Raw genomic sequence first — 21868 nt, 5'->3', positions numbered from 1 at the left:
AAAAGGGCAGTGTTTCTGGAATGGCATCGTGGACTGTGTTGTGGAATCCGGGCTGTGGCGGGATGGCCTGCATCCCCCGAACAACTTGATACTCACAGGAGATTCACCATGAGCATTTTCAACAAAGTTACCAAGACTTTCCAATGGGGTCAGCACACCGTGACCATGGAAACCGGCGAAATCGCTCGCCAATCCACCGGCGCCGTGTTGCTGGACATGGACGGCACCGTGGTTTTGGCCACTGTAGTCGGCAAGACCGAAGGCAAGCCCGGCCAGGACTTTTTCCCCCTGACCGTTGACTATCTCGAAAAGTCCTATGCCGCTGGCAAGATTCCCGGCAGCTTTTTCAAGCGCGAAGGCCGCCCCAGCGAATTTGAAACGCTGACCAGCCGTCTGATCGACCGCCCCATCCGCCCCCTGTTCCCAGAAGGCTTCTTCAACGAAGTGCACGTCGTGGTGCACACCGTGTCCCTGAACCCCGAAGTGGATGCTGACATCGCTGCCATGATCGCAGTGAGCGCGGCTCTGTCTGTCTCCGGCATCCCGTTCAACGGCCCCATCGGCGCTGCCCGCGTGGGTTATGTCAACGGCGAATACGTGCTGAACCCCGGCCAGACCGCACGCAAAGATTCCATCATGGACTTGGTGGTTGCAGGTACCGAAGCCGCTGTGTTGATGGTTGAGTCCGAAGCACAACAGCTGTCCGAAGAAGTGATGTTGGGCGCTGTGGTTTACGGCCACGAGCAGAGCAAGACCGCTATCAACGCCATCCATGAACTCGTGCGTGACGCCGGCAAGCCCGTGTGGGACTGGAAGGCTCCTGCCCGTGATGAAGCCTTGATCGCCAAGGTGGATGCCCACGGCAAAGACAAGCTGGTGGCTGCTTACCAAATCCGCAACAAACAAGCCCGTACCCAAGCCTGTCGCGCTGCTTACGCAGACGTGTTTGCCGGTTTGAAGGCCGACGGCGTTGAGTTCGACAGCGTCAAGGTCGAAGGCATGCTGTTTGACATTGAAGCCAAGATCGTGCGCGGCCAAATTCTGGCAGGCGAGCCCCGTATCGATGGTCGCGATACACGCACGGTGCGCGCTATCGAGATTCGTAACGGCGTGCTGCCCCGCACCCACGGTTCTTCCCTGTTCACCCGTGGCGAAACCCAGGCTTTGGTGATCGCCACCTTGGGTACCGAGCGTGATGCACAGCGTATCGACGCCTTGAGCGGCGAGTACGAAGACCGCTTCATGCTGCACTACAACATGCCTCCCTTCGCCACTGGTGAAACCGGCCGCGTGGGTACACCCAAGCGCCGCGAAATCGGTCACGGCCGTTTGGCCAAACGTGCTTTGGTCGCCGTGTTGCCGACCAAAGAAGAGTTCCCGTACTCCCTGCGCGTCGTGTCTGAAATCACCGAGTCCAACGGCTCGTCTTCCATGGCTTCTGTGTGCGGCGGCTGCTTGTCCCTGATGGACGCAGGTGTGCCTTTGAAGGCGCACGTGGCCGGTATCGCCATGGGCCTGATTAAGGAAGACAACCGCTTCGCGGTGTTGACCGACATCCTGGGTGACGAAGATCACTTGGGCGATATGGACTTCAAGGTTGCCGGTACCACCAACGGTATCACTGCTCTGCAGATGGACATCAAGATCCAGGGTATCACCAAGGAAATCATGCAAGTCGCGTTGGCACAGGCCAAGGAAGCGCGCGTGCACATCCTGGGCGAAATGCAAAAGTCCATGGCGGAAGCACGTACCGAAGTGTCCAACTTCGCGCCCCGTTTGTTCAGCTTCAAGATCAACCCTGAAAAGATCCGCGACGTGATCGGCAAGGGCGGTTCTGTGATCCGTGCGTTGACCGAAGAAACCGGCACCCAGATCAACATCGAAGAAGACGGCACCATCACCATCGCTTCCAGCGATCCAGCCAAGGCTGAAGAAGCCAAGCGCCGCATCGAGCAGATCACTGCAGAAGTCGAAATCGGCAAGGTGTACGAAGGCCCGATCACCAAGATCCTGGATTTCGGTGCACTGGTGAACCTGCTGCCGGGCAAGGACGGCTTGTTGCACATCAGCCAGATCGCTCATGAGCGCGTCGAGAAGGTCACTGACTACCTGTCCGAAGGCCAGATCGTGAAGGTCAAGGTTCTGGAAACCGACGAAAAGGGCCGCATCAAGCTGTCCATGAAGGCTTTGATCGAGCGTCCTGCGCAAGAGTAAACCTTTCGTCTGCTATTGATTTGGTAGCTGCTCGCGCATACTTGGCGAGCGCTGCCGGTCGATTCGATATGAGAGCATTTGAAATCACATCTCCCGGTGCGCCGGACGTTTTGCGTCTGGTGGATCGCCCTGCGCCGAAGTTCGGGGCAGGGGAGTTGTGCATCCATGTGAGCGCCAGTGGCGTCAACCGGCCCGATGTGTTGCAGCGGTTGGGTAAGTACCCGGCACCTGCAGGCGCATCCGACATCCCGGGTCTGGAAGTGGCGGGCACAATCGTCGAAGGTGATGCCGAGGCCTTGGCGCAAGCCGGTTTCCGTCCCGGAGATCGTGTGTGCGCGCTGGTAGCGGGTGGAGGCTACGCCGAGTTGTGTGTAGCTCCTGTAGCCCAGTGCCTGCCAGTGCCTGAGGGCTGGTCTGACGTGGAAGCAGCAGGTCTGCCGGAAACCTACTTCACGGTGTGGAGCAACGTGTTCGAGCGTGGCCGCTTGCAATCCGGTGAGGTCTTGCTGGTGCAGGGTGGTACCAGTGGTATCGGGGTCACAGCGATCAAGTTGGCCAAATCGCTGGGCGCTACCGTCATTGCAACAGCCGGATCGGATGAGAAGTGCGCGGCGTGCCTGAAATTGGGTGCCGACTTCGCGATCAACTATCGCACCCAGGATTTCGAGGCGGAAGCGTTGCGAATCACGGGTGGGCGTGGTGTCGATGTCATCCTGGACATGGTGGCCGGGCCTTATGTGGCCAAGGAAGTCCAGTGCCTTGCCGATGACGGTCGATTGGTCATCATTGCCGTGCAAGGCGGTGTGCAGTCTGAAGTCAATGCCGGTTTGATATTGCGTAAACGGTTGACTGTCACGGGTTCCACTTTGCGTGCACGGCCTGTGGCCTTCAAGGCGGCGATCGCCAGCGCTTTGCGCAAACATGTCTGGCCGCTCTTGGCGGGCAAAAACGTTCGCCCTGTCGTACATCAGGTGTTTGCTGTAGGTGCCGCACAGACTTCAGAGGCTGCAGCACAAGCGCATGCAGTGATGGAGAGCAATGCGCATATCGGAAAGCTAGTTTTGAATTGGGAACCCGCATGAAAAAGAAATTGATTGCCGGCAACTGGAAGATGAACGGTAGCCTGGCTGCAAACGCGGCTTTGCTGGACCAACTGCATGCCGGCTTGCCTGCGGCCTCCTGTTTGGTTGCGGTATGTGTGCCGGCAGCGTATTTGCACCAGGTCATTTCAGTAATTAAACCGGTGGGCGCGCTTGCTGTGGGGGCGCAAGACGTGTCTGCATTTGATTCAGGTGCCTACACCGGCGAGACATCGGCAGCCATGTTGCGTGACCACGGTGTGCAATATGCCATCGTCGGCCACTCCGAGCGTCGTCAATACCATGGCGAAACCGATGCCATCGTTGCGACCAAAGCGCAAAAGGCCTTGGCAGCTGGTGTGACGCCCATCGTGTGTGTGGGTGAAACTTTGGAAGAGCGTGAAGCCGGCAAAACAGTGGAAGTGGTGAAGCGTCAATTGGCTGCTGTGATTCATGCCAATGGACATTGCATCAGTGAAATTGTGGTGGCGTATGAACCTGTTTGGGCGATTGGCACCGGCAAGACCGCCACCCCTGAGCAGGCGCAAGAAGTCCATGCAGTGTTGCGTGGGCAGCTGGCAGCGGCTACGCCTCATGCGGACCGCGTTCACATCTTGTACGGGGGCAGCATGAATGCAGCCAATGCTCAGCAATTGCTGGCGCAGAAGGATATTGATGGCGGCTTGGTGGGCGGTGCATCACTCAAGGCGGCAGACTTTTTAACCATCATCACTGCCGCGTCGGCAGCCTGATTGAATTTGAATTTAGGAGTAGTTTATGAACATCGTTATCACCATTATTTTGACTGTCCAATTGCTGGCTGCAGTAGCCATGATCGGGTTGATCCTGGTGCAGCACGGCAAGGGTGCTGACATGGGCGCTGCTTTTGGCAGCGGCGGTTCCGGTAGCCTGTTTGGAGCCAGTGGAAGTGCCAACTTTCTCTCCCGCACCACCGCCGTGTTGGCGACCGTGTTTTTTGTCTCCACTCTTGCATTGGCATACTTCGGCAACTTGCGCCCTGCCAGTTCCGGTTCGGTCCTGGAAGGCGCAGCTGTAGTGGCACCGGCCGCTGCGCCCGTGGCCGAAACTGCACCTGCGACCCCTGCATCGGGCGCGGCACAGATTCCAGCGAAATAAACCTCCTTTTAAAACCCTTCCCCCCGCTGTGAAGAGGGGAAATTCAGGGTAAACTCTAGGGCTGGTGAATAAGCAAATGCCGAAAGGCTCCTCACGCAAATTCATCAGCTGAGAGCCGCCGTCGTGGTGAAATTGGTAGACACGCTATCTTGAGGGGGTAGTGGCGAAAGCTGTGCGAGTTCGAGTCTCGCCGACGGCACCAGAAAAAATCAGCTTGCGCGGGTCCTACCCCTGTAGCGGGCATTCACGGTGATCAGAATTTCAAGATGAACCTCGATCAATATCTCCCCGTTCTGCTGTTCATCTTGGTCGGTATCGGCATCGGTGTGGTGCCTCAGGTGCTCGGCTACATACTCGGGCCCAACAAGCCCGATGCGGCAAAAAACTCCCCCTATGAATGCGGTTTCGAGGCATTTGAAGATGCCCGGATGAAGTTCGACGTTCGGTACTACCTCGTCGCGATTTTGTTTATCTTGTTTGACTTGGAAACAGCCTTTCTGTTTCCATGGGCGGTATCTCTCAAGGAACTTGGTCTCTTCGGGTTCCTGATCGGTGTCGAGTTTGTGGTTATCTTGACCATCGGATTCGTCTACATGTGGAAAAAAGGCGCTCTGGACTGGGAGTAACGCAATGATTGAAGGCGTTTTGAATGAAGGCTTCGTCACGACGAGTTACGACTCGGTTGTGAATTGGGCAAAAACCGGTTCTATTTGGCCCATGACCTTCGGGTTGGCCTGCTGTGCTGTGGAGATGATGCATGCCGCTGCAGCGCGCTACGACATCAGCCGCTTCGGCTCAGAGGTGTTTCGCGCAAGCCCCCGCCAATCCGATTTGATGATCGTGGCGGGCACCCTTTGCAACAAGATGGCCCCCGCACTCCGCAAGGTGTACGACCAGATGTCAGAGCCCCGTTGGGTTCTCAGCATGGGCTCGTGTGCCAACGGTGGTGGCTACTATCACTACAGCTACTCGGTAGTCCGCGGATGCGATCGTATCGTTCCTGTTGATGTGTACGTGCCTGGCTGCCCCCCCACCGCAGAAGCGCTGCTTTACGGCATATTGCAACTGCAGCAGAAAATTCGTCGTACTCAGACGATTGCCCGGGCGTAAGGCTGTCTATGACCACTTTTGCAATTCATCCCGAAGTCACCAAAGCAGCTGTCGAGGCTGTATTGGGCGACAAAGTGAAGCACATCGACATCGCTCTGGGCGAGGTTACGGTTCTGGTTTCTGCTCAGCACTACCACGCCGCAGCCGAGATTCTGCGTACTGCGCCAGGATGCCAATTCGAGCAGTTGATAGATCTTTGCGGCGTTGATTACTCTGAATACAAAGAGGGTGCCTACGATGGTCCCCGCTATGCAGTCGTCAGTCACCTGCTGTCCATCAGCTTGAACCAGCGGCTGCGCCTCAAAGTGATGGCGCCAGTTGACGATATGCCCTTGGTGGCTTCCGTGAACGATATCTGGAATTCGGCCAACTGGTTTGAGCGCGAGGCATTCGATTTGTTTGGCATCATTTTTGAAGGGCATGACGACTTGCGCCGTATCCTGACGGATTACGGCTTCATCGGCCACCCCTTCCGCAAAGATTTTCCTATGACCGGTCACGTGGAAATGCGCTATGACGCGGAGCAAGCGCGAGTGGTGTACCAGCCGGTAACGATTGAAGCGCGTGAAATAACGCCTCGCATCATTCGTGAAGACAAATACGGAGGCCTGCAGTAAGCAGTTGACGCATGGCTGAAATTAAGAACTACACATTGAACTTCGGCCCGCAGCACCCTGCGGCGCACGGAGTTTTGCGCTTGGTGCTCGAGTTGGACGGCGAAGTTATCCAACGCGCAGATCCGCACATCGGTTTGTTGCATCGGGCTACTGAAAAGCTGGCCGAAAGCAAGACGTATATCCAGTCGCTTCCCTACATGGATCGGTTGGATTACGTGTCGATGATGTGCAATGAGCATGCCTACTGCCTGGCCATCGAAAAGTTGCTGGGTATTGAAGTGCCCATTCGTGCGCAGTACATCCGCGTCATGTACTCCGAAATCACCCGTTTGCTGAACCATCTGATGTGGTTGGGTTCGCACGGGAATGATTGCGGCAGCTCGACCATCCTCATCTACACCTTCCGTGAGCGCGAAGACCTTTTTGACATGTATGAGGCGGCCAGTGGCGCCCGTATGCATGCGGCGTATTTCCGCCCGGGCGGCGTCTATCGTGATCTGCCTGACACGATGCCGCAATTCAAGGCCAGCAAGGTTCGGAATGCCAAAGGTGTCGAGGAGCTCAACCGCAACCGCCAAGGCTCGCTGTTGGACTTCATCGATGACTTCGCTCAACGTTTCCCTGCGTGCCTTGACGAGTACCACACGCTGTTGACCGAGAACCGTATCTGGAAACAGCGTACTGTCAATATTGGTATCGTTTCACCAGAGCGCGCTTTGAACATGGGCTTTTCCGGCCCAATGTTGCGTGGTTCCGGCATTGCATGGGATCTGCGCAAGAAGCAACCGTACGATGCCTACGATAAAGTAGAGTTTGATATTCCAGTGGGCAAGACAGGTGACGTGTACGACCGTTACCTCGTGCGCATGGAAGAAATGAAGCAATCCAATCGCATCATCAAGCAATGCGTCGATTGGTTGAAAGCCAACCCCGGTCCGGTGATTACTGACAACCACAAGGTTGCACCTCCATCGCGCGAAGCGATGAAGACCAGCATGGAAGAGCTGATTCACCACTTCAAGTTGTTCACCGAAGGCTTCCGCGTTCCCGAAGGTGAGGCCTACGCAGCTGTAGAACACCCGAAGGGTGAATTCGGCATCTACATCGTGAGCGATGGAGCAAACAAACCCTATCGTTTGAAGATCCGTCCACCGGGCTTTGTGCATCTCGCCGCCTTGAACGAGATGGCAAAGGGTCACATGATCGCTGACGCCGTTTCCATTATTGGAACCATGGATATCGTTTTTGGAGAGATTGATCGATGATCTCCGCTTCCACCAAATCGCGCTTTGATCGCGAAGTCGCCAAGTACCCTGCAGATCAAAAGCAATCTGCAGTGATGGCTTGTTTGGCCATCGTTCAGCAAGAACTGGGTTTCGTCAGTGCCGAGAGCGAGAAAGTGATTGCCGAGCATCTCGGCATGGCACCTATGGCTGTCCATGAGGTGACCACTTTTTACAACATGTACAACCAACGTCCCGTTGGTAAATTCAAACTGAACGTTTGCACAAACTTGCCTTGTCAATTGCGTGATGGACAAAAGGCGCTGCACCATCTGGAATCCAAATTGGGTATTCAAATGGGTGAGACAACACCCGACGGTCTGTTTACTCTGCAACAGAGTGAATGCTTGGGTGCCTGCGCAGATTCGCCAGTGATGTTGGTGAACGATCGTGCAATGTGCAGCTTTATGTCGAACGACAAGCTGGACCAACTGGTCGACGAACTGCGTGCCTCGGAAGGACAAGCATGAGCGCAGATACGATTTTGGCGAAGTTCAGTGCCAAGGGCACTGAGACTTGCTTTCATGACCGTCACATCAATCCACAGATTTATGCGGGTTTGAATGGATCCAATTGGAGCTTGCAGGACTATGTGGCACGTGGCGGCTATCAGGCGCTTCGCAAGATTCTGGGCAAGGATGGCGGTGAGGGTCTGACACAAGACCAGGTCATTGCCACTGTCAAAGAGTCCGGCTTGCGTGGTCGAGGCGGTGCCGGTTTCCCGACTGGATTGAAATGGAGCTTCATGCCCCGTCAGTTTCCAGGTCAAAAGTACTTGGTTTGCAATTCTGACGAGGGTGAACCTGGTACTTGCAAAGATCGTGACATCCTGCAGTTCAATCCGCACATAGTGATTGAGGGAATGGCGATTGCAGCTTACGCGATGGGAATTACTGTCGGGTATAACTACATCCACGGTGAAATTTTCGCGTCCTACGATCGCTTCGAAGCGGCACTGGAAGAGGCAAGAGCCGCCGGCTTTCTGGGTGACAACATTCTCGGTAGCAACTTCAGTTTTCAGTTGCATGCGGCGCACGGGTTCGGTGCCTATATCTGCGGTGAAGAAACCGCGTTGCTGGAGTCCTTGGAAGGGAAAAAGGGCCAGCCACGATTCAAACCACCGTTCCCGGCAAGCTTCGGCTTGTATGGCAAGCCGACGACCATCAACAATACAGAGACCTTCGCGGCCGTTCCATGGATCATTCGCAATGGTGGTCAGGCCTATCTCGAGTGTGGAAAGCCCAATAACGGCGGGACAAAGATTTACTCTGTGAGTGGTGACGTGGAGCGCCCCGGGAACTACGAAATTCCGATGGGAACTCCTTTCTCCAAACTATTGGAGTTGGCTGGCGGTGTGCGTGGTGGTCGAAACCTCAAGGCGGTTATTCCCGGAGGTTCTTCATCCCCTGTATTGCCCGCTTCCATCATCATGGAATGCACGATGGACTACGACTCGATCGCAAAAGCCGGTTCCATGTTGGGGTCGGGTGCAGTGATCGTCATGGATGAAACCCGTTGCATGGTCAAAGCGCTTCAGCGTTTGAGTTACTTCTATATGCATGAATCCTGCGGACAATGCACGCCTTGCCGTGAAGGTACGGGATGGTTGTCTCGCATGGTTGACCGCATCGAAGGTGGACAAGGTCGTCCTAGTGACATGGATTTGCTGGATAACGTTGCAGAGAACATCCAAGGCCGCACGATTTGCGCGTTGGGTGATGCGGCGGCGATGCCTGTGCGCGCCATGATCAAGCATTTCCGTCATGAATTTGAGTACCACGTTGAGCACAAGACCTGCATGGTCCCAGCTTACGTTTGAGCGAGTCCACAAGATGATTGAAATCGAACTCGACGGCAAGAAGGTGGAGATTGCTGAAGGCAGCATGGTGATGCATGCTGCCGACAAGGCGGGCACCTATATCCCCCATTTTTGTTATCACAAAAAACTGAGCATTGCGGCGAACTGCCGTATGTGTCTGGTGGACGTGGAAAAAATGCCCAAGCCAATGCCGGCCTGTGCAACTCCTGTCACCAACGGAATGATTGTCCGAACCAAGAGCGACAAAGCTATCAAGGCGCAAAAGTCTGTGATGGAGTTTCTCTTGATCAATCACCCGCTAGACTGCCCGATCTGCGATCAAGGCGGTGAATGCCAGCTTCAGGATTTGGCGGTAGGCTATGGTGGATCTTCTTCCCGATACGAAGAAGAGAAGCGAGTCGTGTTCCACAAAGACGTGGGGCCCCTCATTTCCATGGAAGAAATGAGCCGATGCATCCATTGCACACGTTGCGTGCGTTTCGGTCAAGAAGTGGCCGGCGTCATGGAATTGGGTATGTCACACCGCGGGGAACATGCCGAAATTGAAACGTTCATCGGTCAAAGTGTTGATTCCGAACTTTCCGGCAACATGATCGATATCTGCCCGGTCGGTGCATTGACTAGCAAGCCATTCCGATACAGCGCACGGACTTGGGAATTGTCTCGACGCAAGTCAGTGAGCCCCCATGATTCGACGGGCGCCAATCTGATTGTTCAGGTCAAGAATAACCAGGTGATGCGGGTAGTTCCGCTGGAAAACGAAGCGGTCAACGAGTGCTGGATTGCGGATCGGGATCGGTTTTCTTACGAAGCTTTGAACGGTGCTGATCGCTTGACATCGCCCATGATCAAGCAGGGTGGTGAATGGAAGACGGTCGACTGGCAAACCGCCCTCGAGTATGTCGCCAATGGCATGAAGCAGATTAAGGCCAACCATGGTGCGAATACTGTGGGTGCTTTAGTAAGCCCGCACAGCACGCTTGAAGAGCTTTTCTTGGCGAAAAGCCTCATGAATAGCTTCGGATCCGACAGTGTGGATTTCCGTTTGCGCCACGCAGAGTTTGCACGTCCAAATGGTGTTCCTTATTTGGGTACCTCTATCTCGGCTTTGAGTACTTTGCAGCGTGTGTTAGTTGTGGGCGCAAATCTCCGCAAGGACCACCCCTTGTTTGCTCAACGCATCCGCCAAGCTTGCAAGGCGGGAGCCCGTGTACATGCGATTGCAGATTCTGCTCAAGACTGGGCTATGCCGCTGGCTTCCATGCAAGTGATTGAGTCCGCGGTGTGGGCTCAAGCCTTGGCCGACATTGCTACAGCAGTCGGCGAGCAAGCTGGCGTACAAGCACCCGTATCGGGAACAGCAACAGACGCTGCGCGGGCTGTTGCTGCTTCGCTGCTGGGTGGTGAGCGCAAGGCCATTTTGTTGGGTAACGCTGTCGCTCACCATGCCAAATCCAGCAGCTTGGCGACCATTGCCAATTGGATTGGCGCTCAGACAGGTGCGACAGTAGGGTTCTTGACGGAAGCCGCCAACACAGTGGGTGCCTATGCAGTTGGTGCATTACCAGCCGCTGATGGATTTAGTGCAGGTCAGATGCTGACCGGTGCACTCAAGGCAGCAATCTTGTTGAATGTGGAGCCTGAGTTTGATTCAGCAACCGGCGCAGCTGCCAAGCAAGGCTTGATGGGTGCTGAAATGGTAGTGACCTTAAGTCCATTCAAATCGAACATGACCTTCAGTGATGTGCTGCTCCCCATTGCGCCATTCACTGAGACATCCGGTTCTTTCGCCAATGCTGAAGGACGTGTTCAAAGCTTCCATGCGGTAGTCAAACCCCTGGGTGAGACCCGTCCCGCATGGAAGGTATTGCGCGTATTGGCTAATTTGCTGGATGTGCCAGGGATGAGTTTCGAATCTACGCAGGACGTGCTGTCCGCGATGGCCACGACCGGAATTGATAGCAAAACCGTCGCAACAGATCGGCTCAACAATACCTTCAACGGCAGTATTGATTTGACCCCCGCTGAAGTCCGGCCAGCCGTAGCCAGCATTTATCAGTTGGACGGCATGGTGCGCCGCTCCGGATCATTGCAGTTGACTGCCGATGCGCGCGCTGCACAAGAGGTGGCCGCATGATCGATGCAATCTACAACTTCGGATTGGGCTTGTTTGCGGCACCTGCTTGGGCTGCTGCGATATGGCCGGTAATTTGGACACTCATCAAGATTGTCGTCTTGGTTTTGCCGCTGATGGGCGCTGTCGCATATCTCACTTTGTGGGAGCGCAAATATTTGGGATGGATGCAGGTGCGCCTCGGGCCGAACCGTGTGGGCCCCGGTGGTCTGTTGCAACCTATTGCCGACGCCCTCAAATTACTGACCAAGGAAATTTTGGTGCCGACCGCGGCGAGCAAGGGGTTGTTTTTCATCGGCCCCATTCTGACCATCATGCCCGCGTTGGCGGCCTGGGCGGTAGTTCCGTTTGGTCCCGATGTGGCGTTGGCAAACATTAATGCCGGCTTGCTTTTCTTGATGGCCATCACCTCGCTTGAGGTGTACGGTGTTGTGATCGCCGGGTGGGCCTCCAACTCCAAGTACTCCTTTCTGGGGGCTTTGCGCGCGTCTGCGCAAATGGTGAGCTATGAAATCGCGATGGGGTTTTGCTTGGTCATCGTCCTGATGGTCGCAGGTTCCATGAACATGACTGAGATCGTGCTGGGTCAGGGCAAAGGTTATTTCGCAGACAAGGGCCTGAGTTTCTTGTCTTGGAATTGGCTGCCTTTGCTGCCCGTGTTCGTGGTGTATTTCATTTCCGGCCTGGCAGAGACCAACCGCCACCCGTTTGACGTCGTCGAAGGTGAAGCTGAGATCGTTGCGGGACACATGGTTGAGTATTCGGGAATGTCCTTTGCCATGTTTTATTTGGCCGAGTACGTGAACATGTGGCTGGTCTCCATTTTGGCGGTAGTGATGTTCTTGGGCGGCTGGTATTCACCGGTGGCTGCCCTGGATTTCATCCCCGGATGGATCTGGTTAGGAGCCAAAACATTTTTCATGGTTAGCCTGTTCATCTGGATTCGCGCGACTTTTCCCCGATTCCGGTACGACCAAATCATGCGTCTGGGCTGGAAGGTATTTATTCCTGTGACTCTGGTCTGGCTGCTGGTGGTTGGCGTCTGGATGCAGACACCTTTCAACATCTGGAATTGAAAGGGCAATCGAAATGACCGCAACTATTCAACGTTCTACAACTGCATTTTCTTTGAAGGATTTCCTGAGCAGCTTCCTTTTGCTGGAGCTGATGAAGGGAATGGCTTTAACTGGACGCTACTTGTTCCGTCGCAAGGTAACGGTTCAATTCCCTGAAGAGAAAACTCCTCTTTCTCCTCGTTTTCGCGGATTGCACGCTTTGCGTCGCTATGAAAACGGCGAAGAGCGATGCATCGCATGCAAGCTGTGTGAGGCTGTTTGTCCTGCCATGGCGATCACGATTGAATCGGATGTTCGCGATGACGGTTCCCGTCGTACAACACGGTACGACATCGACTTGACCAAGTGTATCTTCTGCGGCTTTTGTGAAGAAAGTTGCCCAGTTGATTCCATCGTTGAAACCCACATTTTGGAATACCACGGTGAGAAGCGTGGCGACTTGTACTTCACCAAGGACATGTTGCTGGCAGTCGGTGATCGCTACGAATCCGAGATTGCTGCCAACAAGCAGGCTGACGCCAAATACCGATGAATTGCCGCAAGAAAGCCCTTGAATCATGAACGTAACGACTGGACTTTTTTACGTCTTTTCTGCGGTGTTGCTATTCGCCGCATTCCGCGTAATTACAGCTCGGAATCCGGTGCATGCAGCCCTGTATCTGGTCCTGACCTTTTTCCAAGCCGCCATGATCTGGATGCTGTTGAAGGCCGAGTTCCTGTCCATCACGCTGGTGCTGGTCTATGTGGGTGCTGTCATGGTGTTGTTCCTGTTCGTCGTGATGATGATGGATATCAACGTTGAGAACCTGCGCGTCGGCTTCTGGAAGCATTTCCCTCTGGCTGCCATCGTCGGTGTAGTGATCGCACTGGAAATGGCCGCAGTCTTGATGGGCGGATTCCGCGTCGTCGATGATCCCAATGCTGTAGCGACCGCTGCCGAAGCGAACAATGCCAAGGAACTGGGCAAGTTGCTTTTCACGCAATATCTGGTGCAGCTTGAGGTGGCAGCTGCCATTTTGTTGGTAGCGATGATTGCTGCTATCGCTTTGACATTGCGTGCGCGCAAAGACAGCAAATACGTCTCCCCTGGCGATCAGGTCCGTGTTCGTTCTGCAGACCGTATGACCGTCGTCAAAATGGACGCAACCCAAGCAGCGGTTGCGCCAGTTGCTGAAGTTTCGGAGCCAAAAGCATGATCTTGACCCTTGGACATTTTCTTTCGTTGGGCGCGATGCTTTTCGCGCTGTCCGTGGTCGGAATTTTTCTGAATCGGCGGAACCTGATCGTGTTGCTGATGGCAATCGAACTGATGTTGTTGGCTGTCAATACCAACTTTGTGGCTTTCTCTCACTACCTGCACGACATGCACGGTCAGATTTTTGTTTTCTTCATCTTGACCGTTGCTGCTGCTGAGTCTGCCATCGGCCTTGCGATTTTGGTCTTGTTGTTCCGTAACAAGTCCAGTATCAGCGTGGATGAGCTCAATACCTTGAAGGGCTAATCGAATGAGCCAGACCCTTTCTGCTTCGACATTGCTAGCGGTGCCTCTTGCACCGTTGGCAGGTGCGGTTCTTGCCGGTGTGTTCGGTACTAAATTTGGTGGTAATTGGATTGGCCGCAAGCTCAGTCACAGCCTCACCATTCTGGGTGTTTTCGTTGCATTCGTCTTGTCTGCGATGACCTTGATGTCTGTGGTGAACGACGGTGCACGTTTTAACGAAACGATCTACACGTGGATGGTCGTCGGCGGTTTGAAGATGGAGATCGGCTTCCTGATCGACTCCTTGACTGCCATGATGATGTGTGTGGTTACCTTCGTTTCGCTGATGGTGCACCTCTACACCGTCGGTTACATGGAGGAGGATGAGGGATACAACCGCTTCTTTGCCTACATCTCCCTGTTCACTTTCTCCATGTTGATGCTCGTCATGAGCAACAACCTGTTGCAGTTGTTTTTCGGTTGGGAAGCAGTGGGCCTAGTGTCTTATTTGTTGATCGGATTCTGGTTCAACAAGCCGACAGCCATCTTTGCCAACATGAAGGCCTTCCTGGTCAACCGGGTAGGTGACTTTGGTTTCATTCTTGGCATCGGTTTGATCGGTGCCTATACCGGTAGCCTCAATTACTCTGAGGTGTTCGCAAAATCTGCCGATCTGTCAACGCTGGTGTTTCCGGGTACCGATTGGATGTTGGTCACGGTGATTTGCATCTGTCTGTTCATTGGGGCCATGGGTAAATCTGCGCAGTTCCCACTGCATGTGTGGTTGCCTGACTCCATGGAAGGTCCCACACCCATTTCTGCGTTGATTCACGCGGCAACCATGGTGACCGCCGGCATCTTCATGGTGTCCCGCATGTCTCCTTTCTTCGAGCTAAGTGATACGGCCCTCAACTTCATCTTGGTAATCGGGTCCATCACCGCGCTTTTCATGGGTTTCCTCGGGATCATCCAAAACGACATCAAGCGTGTGGTGGCCTATTCCACGCTTTCCCAGCTCGGGTACATGACGGTCGCCCTCGGCGTCTCGGCCTACTCTGTTGCAGTATTCCATTTGATGACCCACGCGTTCTTCAAGGCGTTGCTATTTTTGGGTGCGGGTTCGGTGATTATGGGCGTTCACCACAACCAGGACATTCGTTGGATGGGTGGTCTGCGTAAATACATGCCAGTGACTTGGATTACTTCCTTGCTGGGATCGCTGGCCTTGATTGGTACGCCTTTCTTCTCGGGTTTCTACTCCAAGGACAGCATCATTGAGGCTGTCCACGCAAGTCACTTGCCAGGAGCTGGATTTGCGAATTTTGCGGTCCTCGCCGGTGTGTTCGTGACAGCGTTCTACTCCTTCCGGATGTATTTCTTGGTGTTCCATGGCAAGGAGAGATTCGATCAGAACCCCGACGCGCACCATGATGACCATCACGGCCATGATCATCACCATGACGCGAAGCCACATGAATCTCCTTGGGTGGTGTGGGTACCCCTTGTCCTCTTGGCGATTCCGTCGGTCCTGATCGGTTATTTCACGATTGAACCCATGTTGCATGGGGACTTCTTCAAGGGTGTGATTTTCGTCAATCACGAACTGCATCCCGCGATGGAAGAGTTGTCTGCCGAGTTCCATGGAGCCGCAGCAATGGCGTTGCACTCGCTTACAACCCTGCCACTGTGGTTGGCCATTGCCGGTGTGGTGACGTCGTATGTTTTCTACATGATGTATCCAGCCATACCCGCCGCCATCAAGCGTGTGGCCCAGCCGGTCTACACCCTGTTGGAGAACAAGTATTACCTCGACTGGATCAATGAAAACATTCTGGCACGTGGTGCACGCATGCTCGGTACCGGGCTTTGGAAAGTCGGCGACCAGGCGTTGATTGACGGTGCTGTTGTCAATGGTTCCTGGAAGCTGGTGGGACTGTTTTCCGGTTTGGTTCGCAAGGCTCAGTCCGGATATCTGTACCACTACGCGCTGATCATGATTCTCGGCGTGTTTGTGTTGATGACATATTTCGTCTGGCTCAAGTAGGAGAAAAAGAATATGGGTTTGTTGAGCCTTTCTATTTGGGTGCCGATTGCCTTTGGTGTTTTGCTGCTTGCGCTCGGGCGTGATGAGCAGGCCAATGCAGTGCGATGGGTGGCGTTGATCGGTGCCGTTGTGAGCTTGTTGTTGACCCTGCCTTTGTACGGGCAGTTCGACAACAGCACAGCCGCCATGCAGTTTGTTGAGAACGTTCCTTGGATTGAACGTTTCAATGTCAATTACCACCTCGGGTTGGATGGCATTTCGTTCTGGTTTGTGCCCTTGACCGCGTTTATCACGGTGATCGTCGTGATTGCCGCATGGGAGGTGATTACCCAGCGCGTGAATCAATACATGGGCGCATTCCTCATATTGAGTGGGCTCATGATCGGTGTGTTTTCCGCGTTGGACGGCATGCTGTTTTATGTGTTCTTTGAGGCGACCTTGATCCCGATGTACCTGATCATCGGTATCTGGGGTGGTCCCAACAAGATCTATGCAGCGTTCAAGTTTTTCTTGTACACGCTCCTTGGCTCTTTGTTGATGCTGATTGCGTTGATTTTCCTCTACACCCAGTCGGGCGGTAGCTTTGAACTGGCTAAGTGGCATGCGCTGCCCTTGGGGCAGACGGCACAAACGCTGCTGTTCTTTGCATTTTTTGCGGCCTTCGCCGTGAAGGTTCCCATGTGGCCCGTCCACACTTGGCTGCCTGACGTGCACGTGGAAGCACCTACGGGTGGCTCTGCAGTGCTGGCTGCAATCATGTTGAAACTGGGCGCCTACGGTTTCTTGCGTTTCTCAATGCCTATCGCACCTGATGCTGCGCATGCCTATGGCGGCTTCATGGTGGCGCTGTCGTTGATTGCCGTTGTGTATGTGGGCCTGGTCGCGATGGTTCAACAGGACATGAAAAAGCTTGTTGCCTATTCGTCTGTTGCGCACATGGGTTTTGTGACCCTCGGCTTTTTCATCTTCAATGACTTGGGTGTTTCAGGTGGATTGGTGCAGATGATCGCGCACGGTTTTGTGTCCGGCGCCATGTTCCTCTCTATTGGTGTGTTGTACGACCGTGTTCACTCCCGTGAAATTGCCAGCTACGGCGGTGTCGTGAACACCATGCCCAAGTTTGCTGCCTTTGCCTTACTGTTTGCCATGGCGAACTGCGGCTTGCCGGGAACTGCAGGCTTCGTCGGTGAGTGGATGGTCATTCTGGGTGCAGTCAAGTTCAATTTCTGGATTGGTTTTGCGGCAGCCAGTGCCCTGATTTTCGGTGCGGCATACACGCTTTGGATGTTCAAACGCGTGTACTTGGGACCTGTAACCAATGATGATGTCAAAGAACTCACAGACATCAACGCCCGTGAATTTCTGATGCTTGGCTTGTTGGCAATTGCGGTGCTCGCTATGGGCTTGTATCCCAAGCCCTTCACGGATGTGATGGACGTGTCGGTGGCAGAACTGCTGAAGCATGTTGCCATTTCCAAATTGAACTGATCAAACTGAATTGAGAGACGAATGATGATTGACACAATCAGTTGGATCACGGTGTATCCAGAGATCGTTTTGATGGTGATGGCGTGCGCTATCCTGTTGATCGATCTGGGAGTAAAAACGCCCTTGCGTAACCTCACCTATGTCCTGACCATGTTGACCTTGGCGGTGGTTGCCGCCTTGGAAGCTCACTTGGCAATGGCCGGACAGACCTACTATGGTTTTGGAAACATGGTCGTAAGCGATGCCATGGGCAATTGGCTCAAGTGCTTCGCTGCGATCGCCGTCATGGTGTCTCTGGTGTACGCGCGTCCTTACGCAGGTCATCGCGACATGCTTCGTGGTGGCGAGTTGTTCACGCTGAACATGTTGTCTTTGCTCGGCATGTTCGTCATGATTTCGTCCAACAACCTGTTGTTGACGTACATGGGTCTGGAATTGTTGACTTTGTCCAGTTATGCCTTGGTTGCATTGCGTCGTGACAATGTGTCGGCCACTGAAGCGGCGATGAAGTATTTTGTTCTGGGTGCCATGGCTTCCGGGTTCCTGCTGTACGGCATGTCCATGTTGTATGGCGCCACCGGCACGCTGGATATCACCCAGTTGTTTAAGTCCATCTCCAGTGGGCAGATCCGTCCGGATGTACTGGTGTTCGGTCTGGTGTTCATCGTTGCGGGTCTCGCGTTCAAGTTGGGCGTAGTGCCATTCCACATGTGGATTCCCGACGTTTATCAGGGTGCGCCTACAGCTGTCACCTTGATGATCGGTGGTGCACCCAAGCTAGCCGCTTTTGCTATCTGCATCCGTTTGTTGGTGGAAGGTATGCGTCCATTGGCTGGCGACTGGCAACAGATGTTGATGGTTCTGTCGGTAGGCTCCTTGTTGATCGGCAACTTGGCTGCCATTGCCCAGACCAATCTGAAACGCATGTTGGCGTTTTCCACGATTTCCCAAATGGGTTTCGTATTGTTGGGTCTGATGTCCGGCGTAGTGAACGGTGATGCGGTTACCTTTGCCGCCAACGCCTACAGCTCTTCGATGTTTTACGTCATCACTTACGTGCTGACTACGCTGGCTACTTTCGGTGTCATCCTGCTCTTGTCCCGCGAAGGTTTCGAGAGCGAAGAAATCTCCGACTTTGCCGGCTTGAATCAGCGTAGCCCGCTGTATGCCGCCGTAATGGCGATCTGCGCATTCTCTCTGGCAGGTATTCCTCCGATGGTCGGGTTCTATGCCAAGCTATCAGTGTTGCAAGCCTTGGTGGTTTCCGGTCAGCCACTTTATTTGGGAATGGCGATCTTTGCAGTCTTGATGTCGCTAGTGGGTGCTTTCTACTACCTGCGTTTGGTAAAGGTCATGTATTTTGATGAGCCGATTACCGCGACAACCGTTAATGCGCCCGCTGACGTGCGCGTGGTGCTCTCTATCAATGGTGCATTGGTCCTGATTCTCGGATTGGCCCCAGGCAGCCTGATGGCACTGTGTGCATCATCGGTGCGGCAGATGCTGGGCATGTGATCGCAACCAGCCTTCGTCTGGGTTCTTTCAAATGATGGGTAATTCGCCGTACGTGCTGGTCCTGTTGTTGGCCGGGCTGATTGCGGCGAATTTGCCGTTTGCGACCTCCCGCTTTTTCGGCCTCTTTGGTTCAGCTTCGAAGTCGCTCGCTCTGCGTTTGGTGGAGTTGGTGGTCCTCTATTTTCTGGTTGGTGGTTTGGGGCTGCTTCTGGAAAAGAATGCGGGTCAGATTGCTCCCCAAGGCTGGGAGTTTTATGCCATCACCGCGACGCTTTTCCTGACTTTCGCGTTTCCGGGTTTTGTCTATCGTTATCTCCTCAAGCACCATGACTGATTCCAGTGGCATAGCCCACTTGCTGGAAACCCAAGTTTCCAGCGAAGACATGGTCAAAGGTAGCTTTTTGCATGCCCGGCGCGACATAGTCTCGTTGCCAGATGGGAACCACGCTACCCGTGAATATGTGGTGCATCCCGGGGCAGTCATGGTCGTGCCTTTGATCGAATCCCCGGGGCAACCTTTGCGTGTGGTACTGGAGCACCAATATCGTTACCCCGTGCAGCGAGTCATGATTGAGTTTCCTGCCGGCAAGTTGGATGCAGGCGAGAGCACTGCCCACTGTGCCCAGCGGGAGCTCTTTGAAGAAACCGGCTATCGAGCTTCAGATTGGTCCAAAGCAGGTGTCATTCACCCCGTCATCGCTTATTCGACCGAATTCATTGAGGTTTGGTTTGCCAAAGGACTTGTTGCCGGAGAGCGCAAATTGGACAGCGGTGAATTTTTGGATGTCTTCACAGTTACTGCAGAAGAACTGATCACATGGTGTCTGGACGGCAGGGTGACAGACGCCAAGACAATTGCTGCAGCGATGTGGCTTCAAGGCTACCAGTCTGGTGCATGGACTCCGGTTTGGTCGTCCACCTCACCGGACTAACGGTTTCCGCGACGCCATGAAAGTGCTGGACTTGCAATGTTCCACCGGACACACGTTTGAAGGGTGGTTTGGCTCTGAGCAAGATTTTGTGTCCCAGGTGCAGCGCGCACTGGTTCAGTGTCCCCTGTGTGGTGATGCGGCGGTTCAAAAGAAGCTTAGTGCCCCGAGACTGAATCTCTCCGGAGCCAAGGCTCCGGCAGTGTCACACCCGCCACCTCCACCTGTTGCGGATGCTGTGAGCGAGGGTGGTCCCACTCTGAGTCCAGAGTTGCAAAATGCGTTGCATCAAGCATGGGTTCATATGGCCAAGCAGGTGCTGGCCAATACCGAGGATGTGGGTGACCGGTTCGCCGATGAAGCCCGGCGCATCCATTATGGTGAGGTCGAAGAGCGCGGCATTCGTGGCAAGACTACGCCAACCGAAGCGCGTGAATTGATGGAGGAGGGCATTGAACTGGTGGCCCTCCCCATTCCTGAGCACCTGAAAAAGCCGCTGCAGTAAGTTTTCCCGCAACGGCTTCTTTGCGCTTATCAGGGGTACAGACCGCGCAATTCGCGGGCGTGCAGAATTCGCTTGCACGCGACAATGAACGTCGCGGTGCGCAAGCTCACCTTGTAGTCCTGGGCCACCTCCCATACGGCTGCAAACGCATCTTTCATGATGCGCACCAGGCGTGCATTGATTTCATCCTCACTCCAGAAGAAGCTGGAGAAATCCTGCACCCACTCGAAATAGCTGACCGTCACCCCCCCGGCGTTGGCAATCACATCCGGTACCACCAGAATATTGCGCTCCTGGAGAATGTCGTCTGCCGCAGGCGTCGTAGGGCCATTCGCACCTTCGATGATCAGTTTGGCCTGGATGCGATTGGCATTGGCTGCTGTGATCTGTTGCTCCAGGGCGGCTGGGATCAGGATTTCGCATGGAATATCCCAAAACGCGTTGGCATCCAAAGCCTCCGCACCGGCAAAGCCGCCTACCGTACCGTGACGGGAAACGTGGGTTAACAGGGCCGGCACATCAATCCCCGCTTCGCGATAGACCGTGCCGCCATGGTCTTGAACGACAACCACCTTTGCACCGGCTTGTGCGAACAGTTTGGCCGCAATGCCACCCACGTTGCCGAAGCCTTGTACAGCCACACGTGCCGTACTGATATCCATCCCGAGATGGCGCGCCGCTTCTACACCCACGGTGTACACACCGCGTCCGGTGGCTTCCCGGCGACCTAGCGAGCCGCCCAGGTCAATCGGTTTGCCGGTCACCACGCCCGTTGCGGTGGCGCCTTCGTTCATGGAGTAGGTGTCCATCATCCACGCCATGATCTGCTCATTGGTGTTCACGTCCGGAGCGGGAATGTCTTTGGACGGTCCGATGATGATGCCGATCTCGCTGGTGTAGCGTCGGGTCAGGCGTTCCAGTTCTCCCATGGACAGAGTCTTGGGATCGACACGGATGCCGCCCTTGGCGCCGCCGTAGGGCACGTTGACTGCCGCGTTCTTCACCGACATCCAGGCCGACAGGGCCATGACTTCAGACAGCGTGACATCCTGATGGAAACGTACGCCACCTTTACCGGGTCCGCGGGAAGTATTGTGCTGAACGCGATAGCCTTCAAAGTGGGCCACGGTGCCATTGTCCAGCTGGATGGGTACGTCAACGATCAGCGCGCGTTTGGGGCGCTTGAGCGTCTCAGCCCAACGGGCGAGGTGTCCCAGGTAAGGTGTAACGCGATCAACCTGCTGGAGGTAGATGCCCCAAGGACCGAGGTGATCGGCCTGAAGGTAGGAAGGCAGCGCATGGGTAGTGGCTGCGGGTTGCACGGGAAGCGTCGGGTGGACGCCGGGGTGTTGCGACATGAATGCTCCTTATGGTTGTCGTCAAGGCCCGCAATGTAGGCCTGCTCCGACGACCTGTCCAAGGCCGCTTCATATGCAAA

General features: G+C 54.6%; 22 protein-coding genes and 1 tRNA gene. 22 read left to right on the top strand and 1 reads right to left on the bottom strand.

Annotation, left to right across the window (positions count from 1 at the left end):
* Window positions 1-108: 108 nt before the first annotated feature.
* The 22 genes from pnp to AEP_RS05850 all read left to right on the top strand — a co-directional run bounded on the left by pnp (window position 109) and on the right by AEP_RS05850 (window position 20430).
* On the top strand, window positions 109-2214 hold the full coding sequence (gene pnp, locus AEP_RS05955; protein WP_087494538.1) for a polyribonucleotide nucleotidyltransferase: 2106 nt from the start codon (window positions 109-111) through the stop codon (window positions 2212-2214).
* Between the two features lie 68 nt (window positions 2215-2282).
* A complete protein-coding gene (locus AEP_RS05950) occupies window positions 2283-3296 on the top strand; it encodes an NAD(P)H-quinone oxidoreductase (protein WP_087494537.1) in 1014 nt (337 codons plus the stop codon).
* The gene (gene tpiA, locus AEP_RS05945; protein ID WP_087494536.1) at window positions 3293-4045 is read left to right on the top strand and encodes a triose-phosphate isomerase; all 753 of its coding nucleotides are present in this window, start codon (window positions 3293-3295) and stop codon (window positions 4043-4045) included. The genes AEP_RS05950 and tpiA overlap by 4 nt, the downstream gene beginning before the upstream one ends.
* A 25-nt stretch (window positions 4046-4070) precedes the next feature.
* A complete protein-coding gene (gene secG, locus AEP_RS05940; protein ID WP_087494535.1) occupies window positions 4071-4430 on the top strand; it encodes a preprotein translocase subunit SecG in 360 nt (119 codons plus the stop codon).
* Between the two features lie 117 nt (window positions 4431-4547).
* Window positions 4548-4632, top strand: a tRNA-Leu gene (locus AEP_RS05935).
* Between the two features lie 64 nt (window positions 4633-4696).
* Window positions 4697-5056 carry an NADH-quinone oxidoreductase subunit A gene (locus tag AEP_RS05930; protein ID WP_087494534.1) on the top strand — a complete coding sequence of 120 codons (360 nt, stop codon included), beginning with the start codon at window positions 4697-4699 and terminating at the stop codon, window positions 5054-5056.
* A gap of 4 nt (window positions 5057-5060) precedes the next feature.
* The gene (locus AEP_RS05925) at window positions 5061-5540 is read left to right on the top strand and encodes a NuoB/complex I 20 kDa subunit family protein (RefSeq protein ID WP_087494533.1); all 480 of its coding nucleotides are present in this window, start codon (window positions 5061-5063) and stop codon (window positions 5538-5540) included.
* A gap of 8 nt (window positions 5541-5548) precedes the next feature.
* Window positions 5549-6157 carry an NADH-quinone oxidoreductase subunit C gene (locus AEP_RS05920; protein ID WP_087494532.1) on the top strand — a complete coding sequence of 203 codons (609 nt, stop codon included), beginning with the start codon at window positions 5549-5551 and terminating at the stop codon, window positions 6155-6157.
* 11 nt (window positions 6158-6168) lie between these two features.
* On the top strand, window positions 6169-7422 hold the full coding sequence (locus AEP_RS05915; protein WP_087494531.1) for an NADH-quinone oxidoreductase subunit D: 1254 nt from the start codon (window positions 6169-6171) through the stop codon (window positions 7420-7422).
* Window positions 7419-7910 carry an NADH-quinone oxidoreductase subunit NuoE gene (gene nuoE / locus AEP_RS05910; protein ID WP_087494530.1) on the top strand — a complete coding sequence of 164 codons (492 nt, stop codon included), beginning with the start codon at window positions 7419-7421 and terminating at the stop codon, window positions 7908-7910. The genes AEP_RS05915 and nuoE overlap by 4 nt, the downstream gene beginning before the upstream one ends.
* Window positions 7907-9259 (top strand): NADH-quinone oxidoreductase subunit NuoF, encoded by a 1353-nt coding sequence (nuoF, locus tag AEP_RS05905; protein WP_087494529.1) that lies wholly within the window; start codon window positions 7907-7909, stop codon window positions 9257-9259. The genes nuoE and nuoF overlap by 4 nt, the downstream gene beginning before the upstream one ends.
* Window positions 9260-9272: 13 nt before the next feature.
* Window positions 9273-11396 carry an NADH-quinone oxidoreductase subunit NuoG gene (nuoG, locus tag AEP_RS05900; protein ID WP_087494528.1) on the top strand — a complete coding sequence of 708 codons (2124 nt, stop codon included), beginning with the start codon at window positions 9273-9275 and terminating at the stop codon, window positions 11394-11396.
* Entirely contained in the window at window positions 11393-12469 is a 1077-nt protein-coding gene (gene nuoH / locus AEP_RS05895; protein ID WP_087494527.1) for an NADH-quinone oxidoreductase subunit NuoH, read from the top strand. The genes nuoG and nuoH overlap by 4 nt, the downstream gene beginning before the upstream one ends.
* A gap of 13 nt (window positions 12470-12482) precedes the next feature.
* A complete protein-coding gene (gene nuoI, locus AEP_RS05890; RefSeq protein WP_087494526.1) occupies window positions 12483-13001 on the top strand; it encodes an NADH-quinone oxidoreductase subunit NuoI in 519 nt (172 codons plus the stop codon).
* Between the two features lie 25 nt (window positions 13002-13026).
* Window positions 13027-13665, top strand: coding sequence for an NADH-quinone oxidoreductase subunit J (locus tag AEP_RS05885; protein ID WP_087494525.1), 639 nt, complete (start codon window positions 13027-13029; stop codon window positions 13663-13665).
* Complete coding sequence (nuoK, locus tag AEP_RS05880; protein ID WP_087494524.1) at window positions 13662-13970, top strand: NADH-quinone oxidoreductase subunit NuoK; 309 nt, start codon at window positions 13662-13664, stop codon at window positions 13968-13970. Before AEP_RS05885 ends, nuoK begins: the two co-directional genes overlap by 4 nt.
* Window positions 13971-13974: 4 nt before the next feature.
* A complete protein-coding gene (gene nuoL, locus AEP_RS05875) occupies window positions 13975-15993 on the top strand; it encodes an NADH-quinone oxidoreductase subunit L (protein WP_087494523.1) in 2019 nt (672 codons plus the stop codon).
* A gap of 12 nt (window positions 15994-16005) precedes the next feature.
* Window positions 16006-17481: an NADH-quinone oxidoreductase subunit M gene (locus AEP_RS05870; protein ID WP_087494522.1), complete on the top strand. Its 1476-nt coding sequence runs from the start codon at window positions 16006-16008 to the stop codon at window positions 17479-17481.
* A gap of 24 nt (window positions 17482-17505) precedes the next feature.
* Window positions 17506-18996: an NADH-quinone oxidoreductase subunit NuoN gene (gene nuoN / locus AEP_RS05865; protein WP_087497206.1), complete on the top strand. Its 1491-nt coding sequence runs from the start codon at window positions 17506-17508 to the stop codon at window positions 18994-18996.
* A gap of 34 nt (window positions 18997-19030) precedes the next feature.
* Entirely contained in the window at window positions 19031-19330 is a 300-nt protein-coding gene (locus AEP_RS05860; RefSeq protein WP_087494521.1) for a DUF2818 family protein, read from the top strand.
* Window positions 19323-19928 carry an NUDIX domain-containing protein gene (locus AEP_RS05855; RefSeq protein WP_087494520.1) on the top strand — a complete coding sequence of 202 codons (606 nt, stop codon included), beginning with the start codon at window positions 19323-19325 and terminating at the stop codon, window positions 19926-19928. The genes AEP_RS05860 and AEP_RS05855 overlap by 8 nt, the downstream gene beginning before the upstream one ends.
* A 16-nt stretch (window positions 19929-19944) precedes the next feature.
* Window positions 19945-20430 (top strand): DUF1178 family protein, encoded by a 486-nt coding sequence (locus AEP_RS05850; protein ID WP_087494519.1) that lies wholly within the window; start codon window positions 19945-19947, stop codon window positions 20428-20430.
* A gap of 29 nt (window positions 20431-20459) precedes the next feature.
* Here the strand turns inward: AEP_RS05850 and AEP_RS05845 are convergent, their stop codons facing one another.
* Window positions 20460-21788, bottom strand: coding sequence for a Glu/Leu/Phe/Val family dehydrogenase (locus tag AEP_RS05845; RefSeq protein ID WP_087494518.1), 1329 nt, complete (start codon window positions 21786-21788; stop codon window positions 20460-20462).
* Window positions 21789-21868 lie beyond the last annotated feature (80 nt).

The organism is Curvibacter sp. AEP1-3 (genome assembly GCF_002163715.1).
GTDB lineage: Bacteria > Pseudomonadota > Gammaproteobacteria > Burkholderiales > Burkholderiaceae_C > Allorhodoferax.
Note: the sequence above shows the minus strand (reverse complement) of the source record. Positions and strands in the feature narration are given on the sequence as shown.

Bases quoted from the DNA above. Each gene is read 5' to 3' on its own strand.
- nuoE (WP_087494530.1), top strand. From the start codon at position 7,419: ATGATCTCCGCTTCCACCAAATCGCGCTTTGATCGCGAAGTCGCCAAG.
- AEP_RS05920 (WP_087494532.1), top strand. From the start codon at position 5,549: ATGACCACTTTTGCAATTCATCCCGAAGTCACCAAAGCAGCTGTCGAG.
- nuoH (WP_087494527.1), top strand. From the start codon at position 11,393: ATGATCGATGCAATCTACAACTTCGGATTGGGCTTGTTTGCGGCACCT.
- AEP_RS05855 (WP_087494520.1), top strand. From the start codon at position 19,323: ATGACTGATTCCAGTGGCATAGCCCACTTGCTGGAAACCCAAGTTTCC.
- nuoG (WP_087494528.1), top strand. From the start codon at position 9,273: ATGATTGAAATCGAACTCGACGGCAAGAAGGTGGAGATTGCTGAAGGC.
- AEP_RS05860 (WP_087494521.1), top strand. From the start codon at position 19,031: ATGGGTAATTCGCCGTACGTGCTGGTCCTGTTGTTGGCCGGGCTGATT.
- pnp (WP_087494538.1), top strand. From the start codon at position 109: ATGAGCATTTTCAACAAAGTTACCAAGACTTTCCAATGGGGTCAGCAC.
- secG (WP_087494535.1), top strand. From the start codon at position 4,071: ATGAACATCGTTATCACCATTATTTTGACTGTCCAATTGCTGGCTGCA.
- nuoI (WP_087494526.1), top strand. From the start codon at position 12,483: ATGACCGCAACTATTCAACGTTCTACAACTGCATTTTCTTTGAAGGAT.
- nuoF (WP_087494529.1), top strand. From the start codon at position 7,907: ATGAGCGCAGATACGATTTTGGCGAAGTTCAGTGCCAAGGGCACTGAG.
- AEP_RS05845 (WP_087494518.1), bottom strand. From the start codon at position 21,788: ATGTCGCAACACCCCGGCGTCCACCCGACGCTTCCCGTGCAACCCGCA.
- AEP_RS05885 (WP_087494525.1), top strand. From the start codon at position 13,027: ATGAACGTAACGACTGGACTTTTTTACGTCTTTTCTGCGGTGTTGCTA.
- AEP_RS05850 (WP_087494519.1), top strand. From the start codon at position 19,945: ATGAAAGTGCTGGACTTGCAATGTTCCACCGGACACACGTTTGAAGGG.
- AEP_RS05925 (WP_087494533.1), top strand. From the start codon at position 5,061: ATGATTGAAGGCGTTTTGAATGAAGGCTTCGTCACGACGAGTTACGAC.
- nuoL (WP_087494523.1), top strand. From the start codon at position 13,975: ATGAGCCAGACCCTTTCTGCTTCGACATTGCTAGCGGTGCCTCTTGCA.
- AEP_RS05930 (WP_087494534.1), top strand. From the start codon at position 4,697: ATGAACCTCGATCAATATCTCCCCGTTCTGCTGTTCATCTTGGTCGGT.
- tpiA (WP_087494536.1), top strand. From the start codon at position 3,293: ATGAAAAAGAAATTGATTGCCGGCAACTGGAAGATGAACGGTAGCCTG.
- AEP_RS05870 (WP_087494522.1), top strand. From the start codon at position 16,006: ATGGGTTTGTTGAGCCTTTCTATTTGGGTGCCGATTGCCTTTGGTGTT.
- nuoK (WP_087494524.1), top strand. From the start codon at position 13,662: ATGATCTTGACCCTTGGACATTTTCTTTCGTTGGGCGCGATGCTTTTC.
- nuoN (WP_087497206.1), top strand. From the start codon at position 17,506: ATGATTGACACAATCAGTTGGATCACGGTGTATCCAGAGATCGTTTTG.
- AEP_RS05915 (WP_087494531.1), top strand. From the start codon at position 6,169: ATGGCTGAAATTAAGAACTACACATTGAACTTCGGCCCGCAGCACCCT.
- AEP_RS05950 (WP_087494537.1), top strand. From the start codon at position 2,283: ATGAGAGCATTTGAAATCACATCTCCCGGTGCGCCGGACGTTTTGCGT.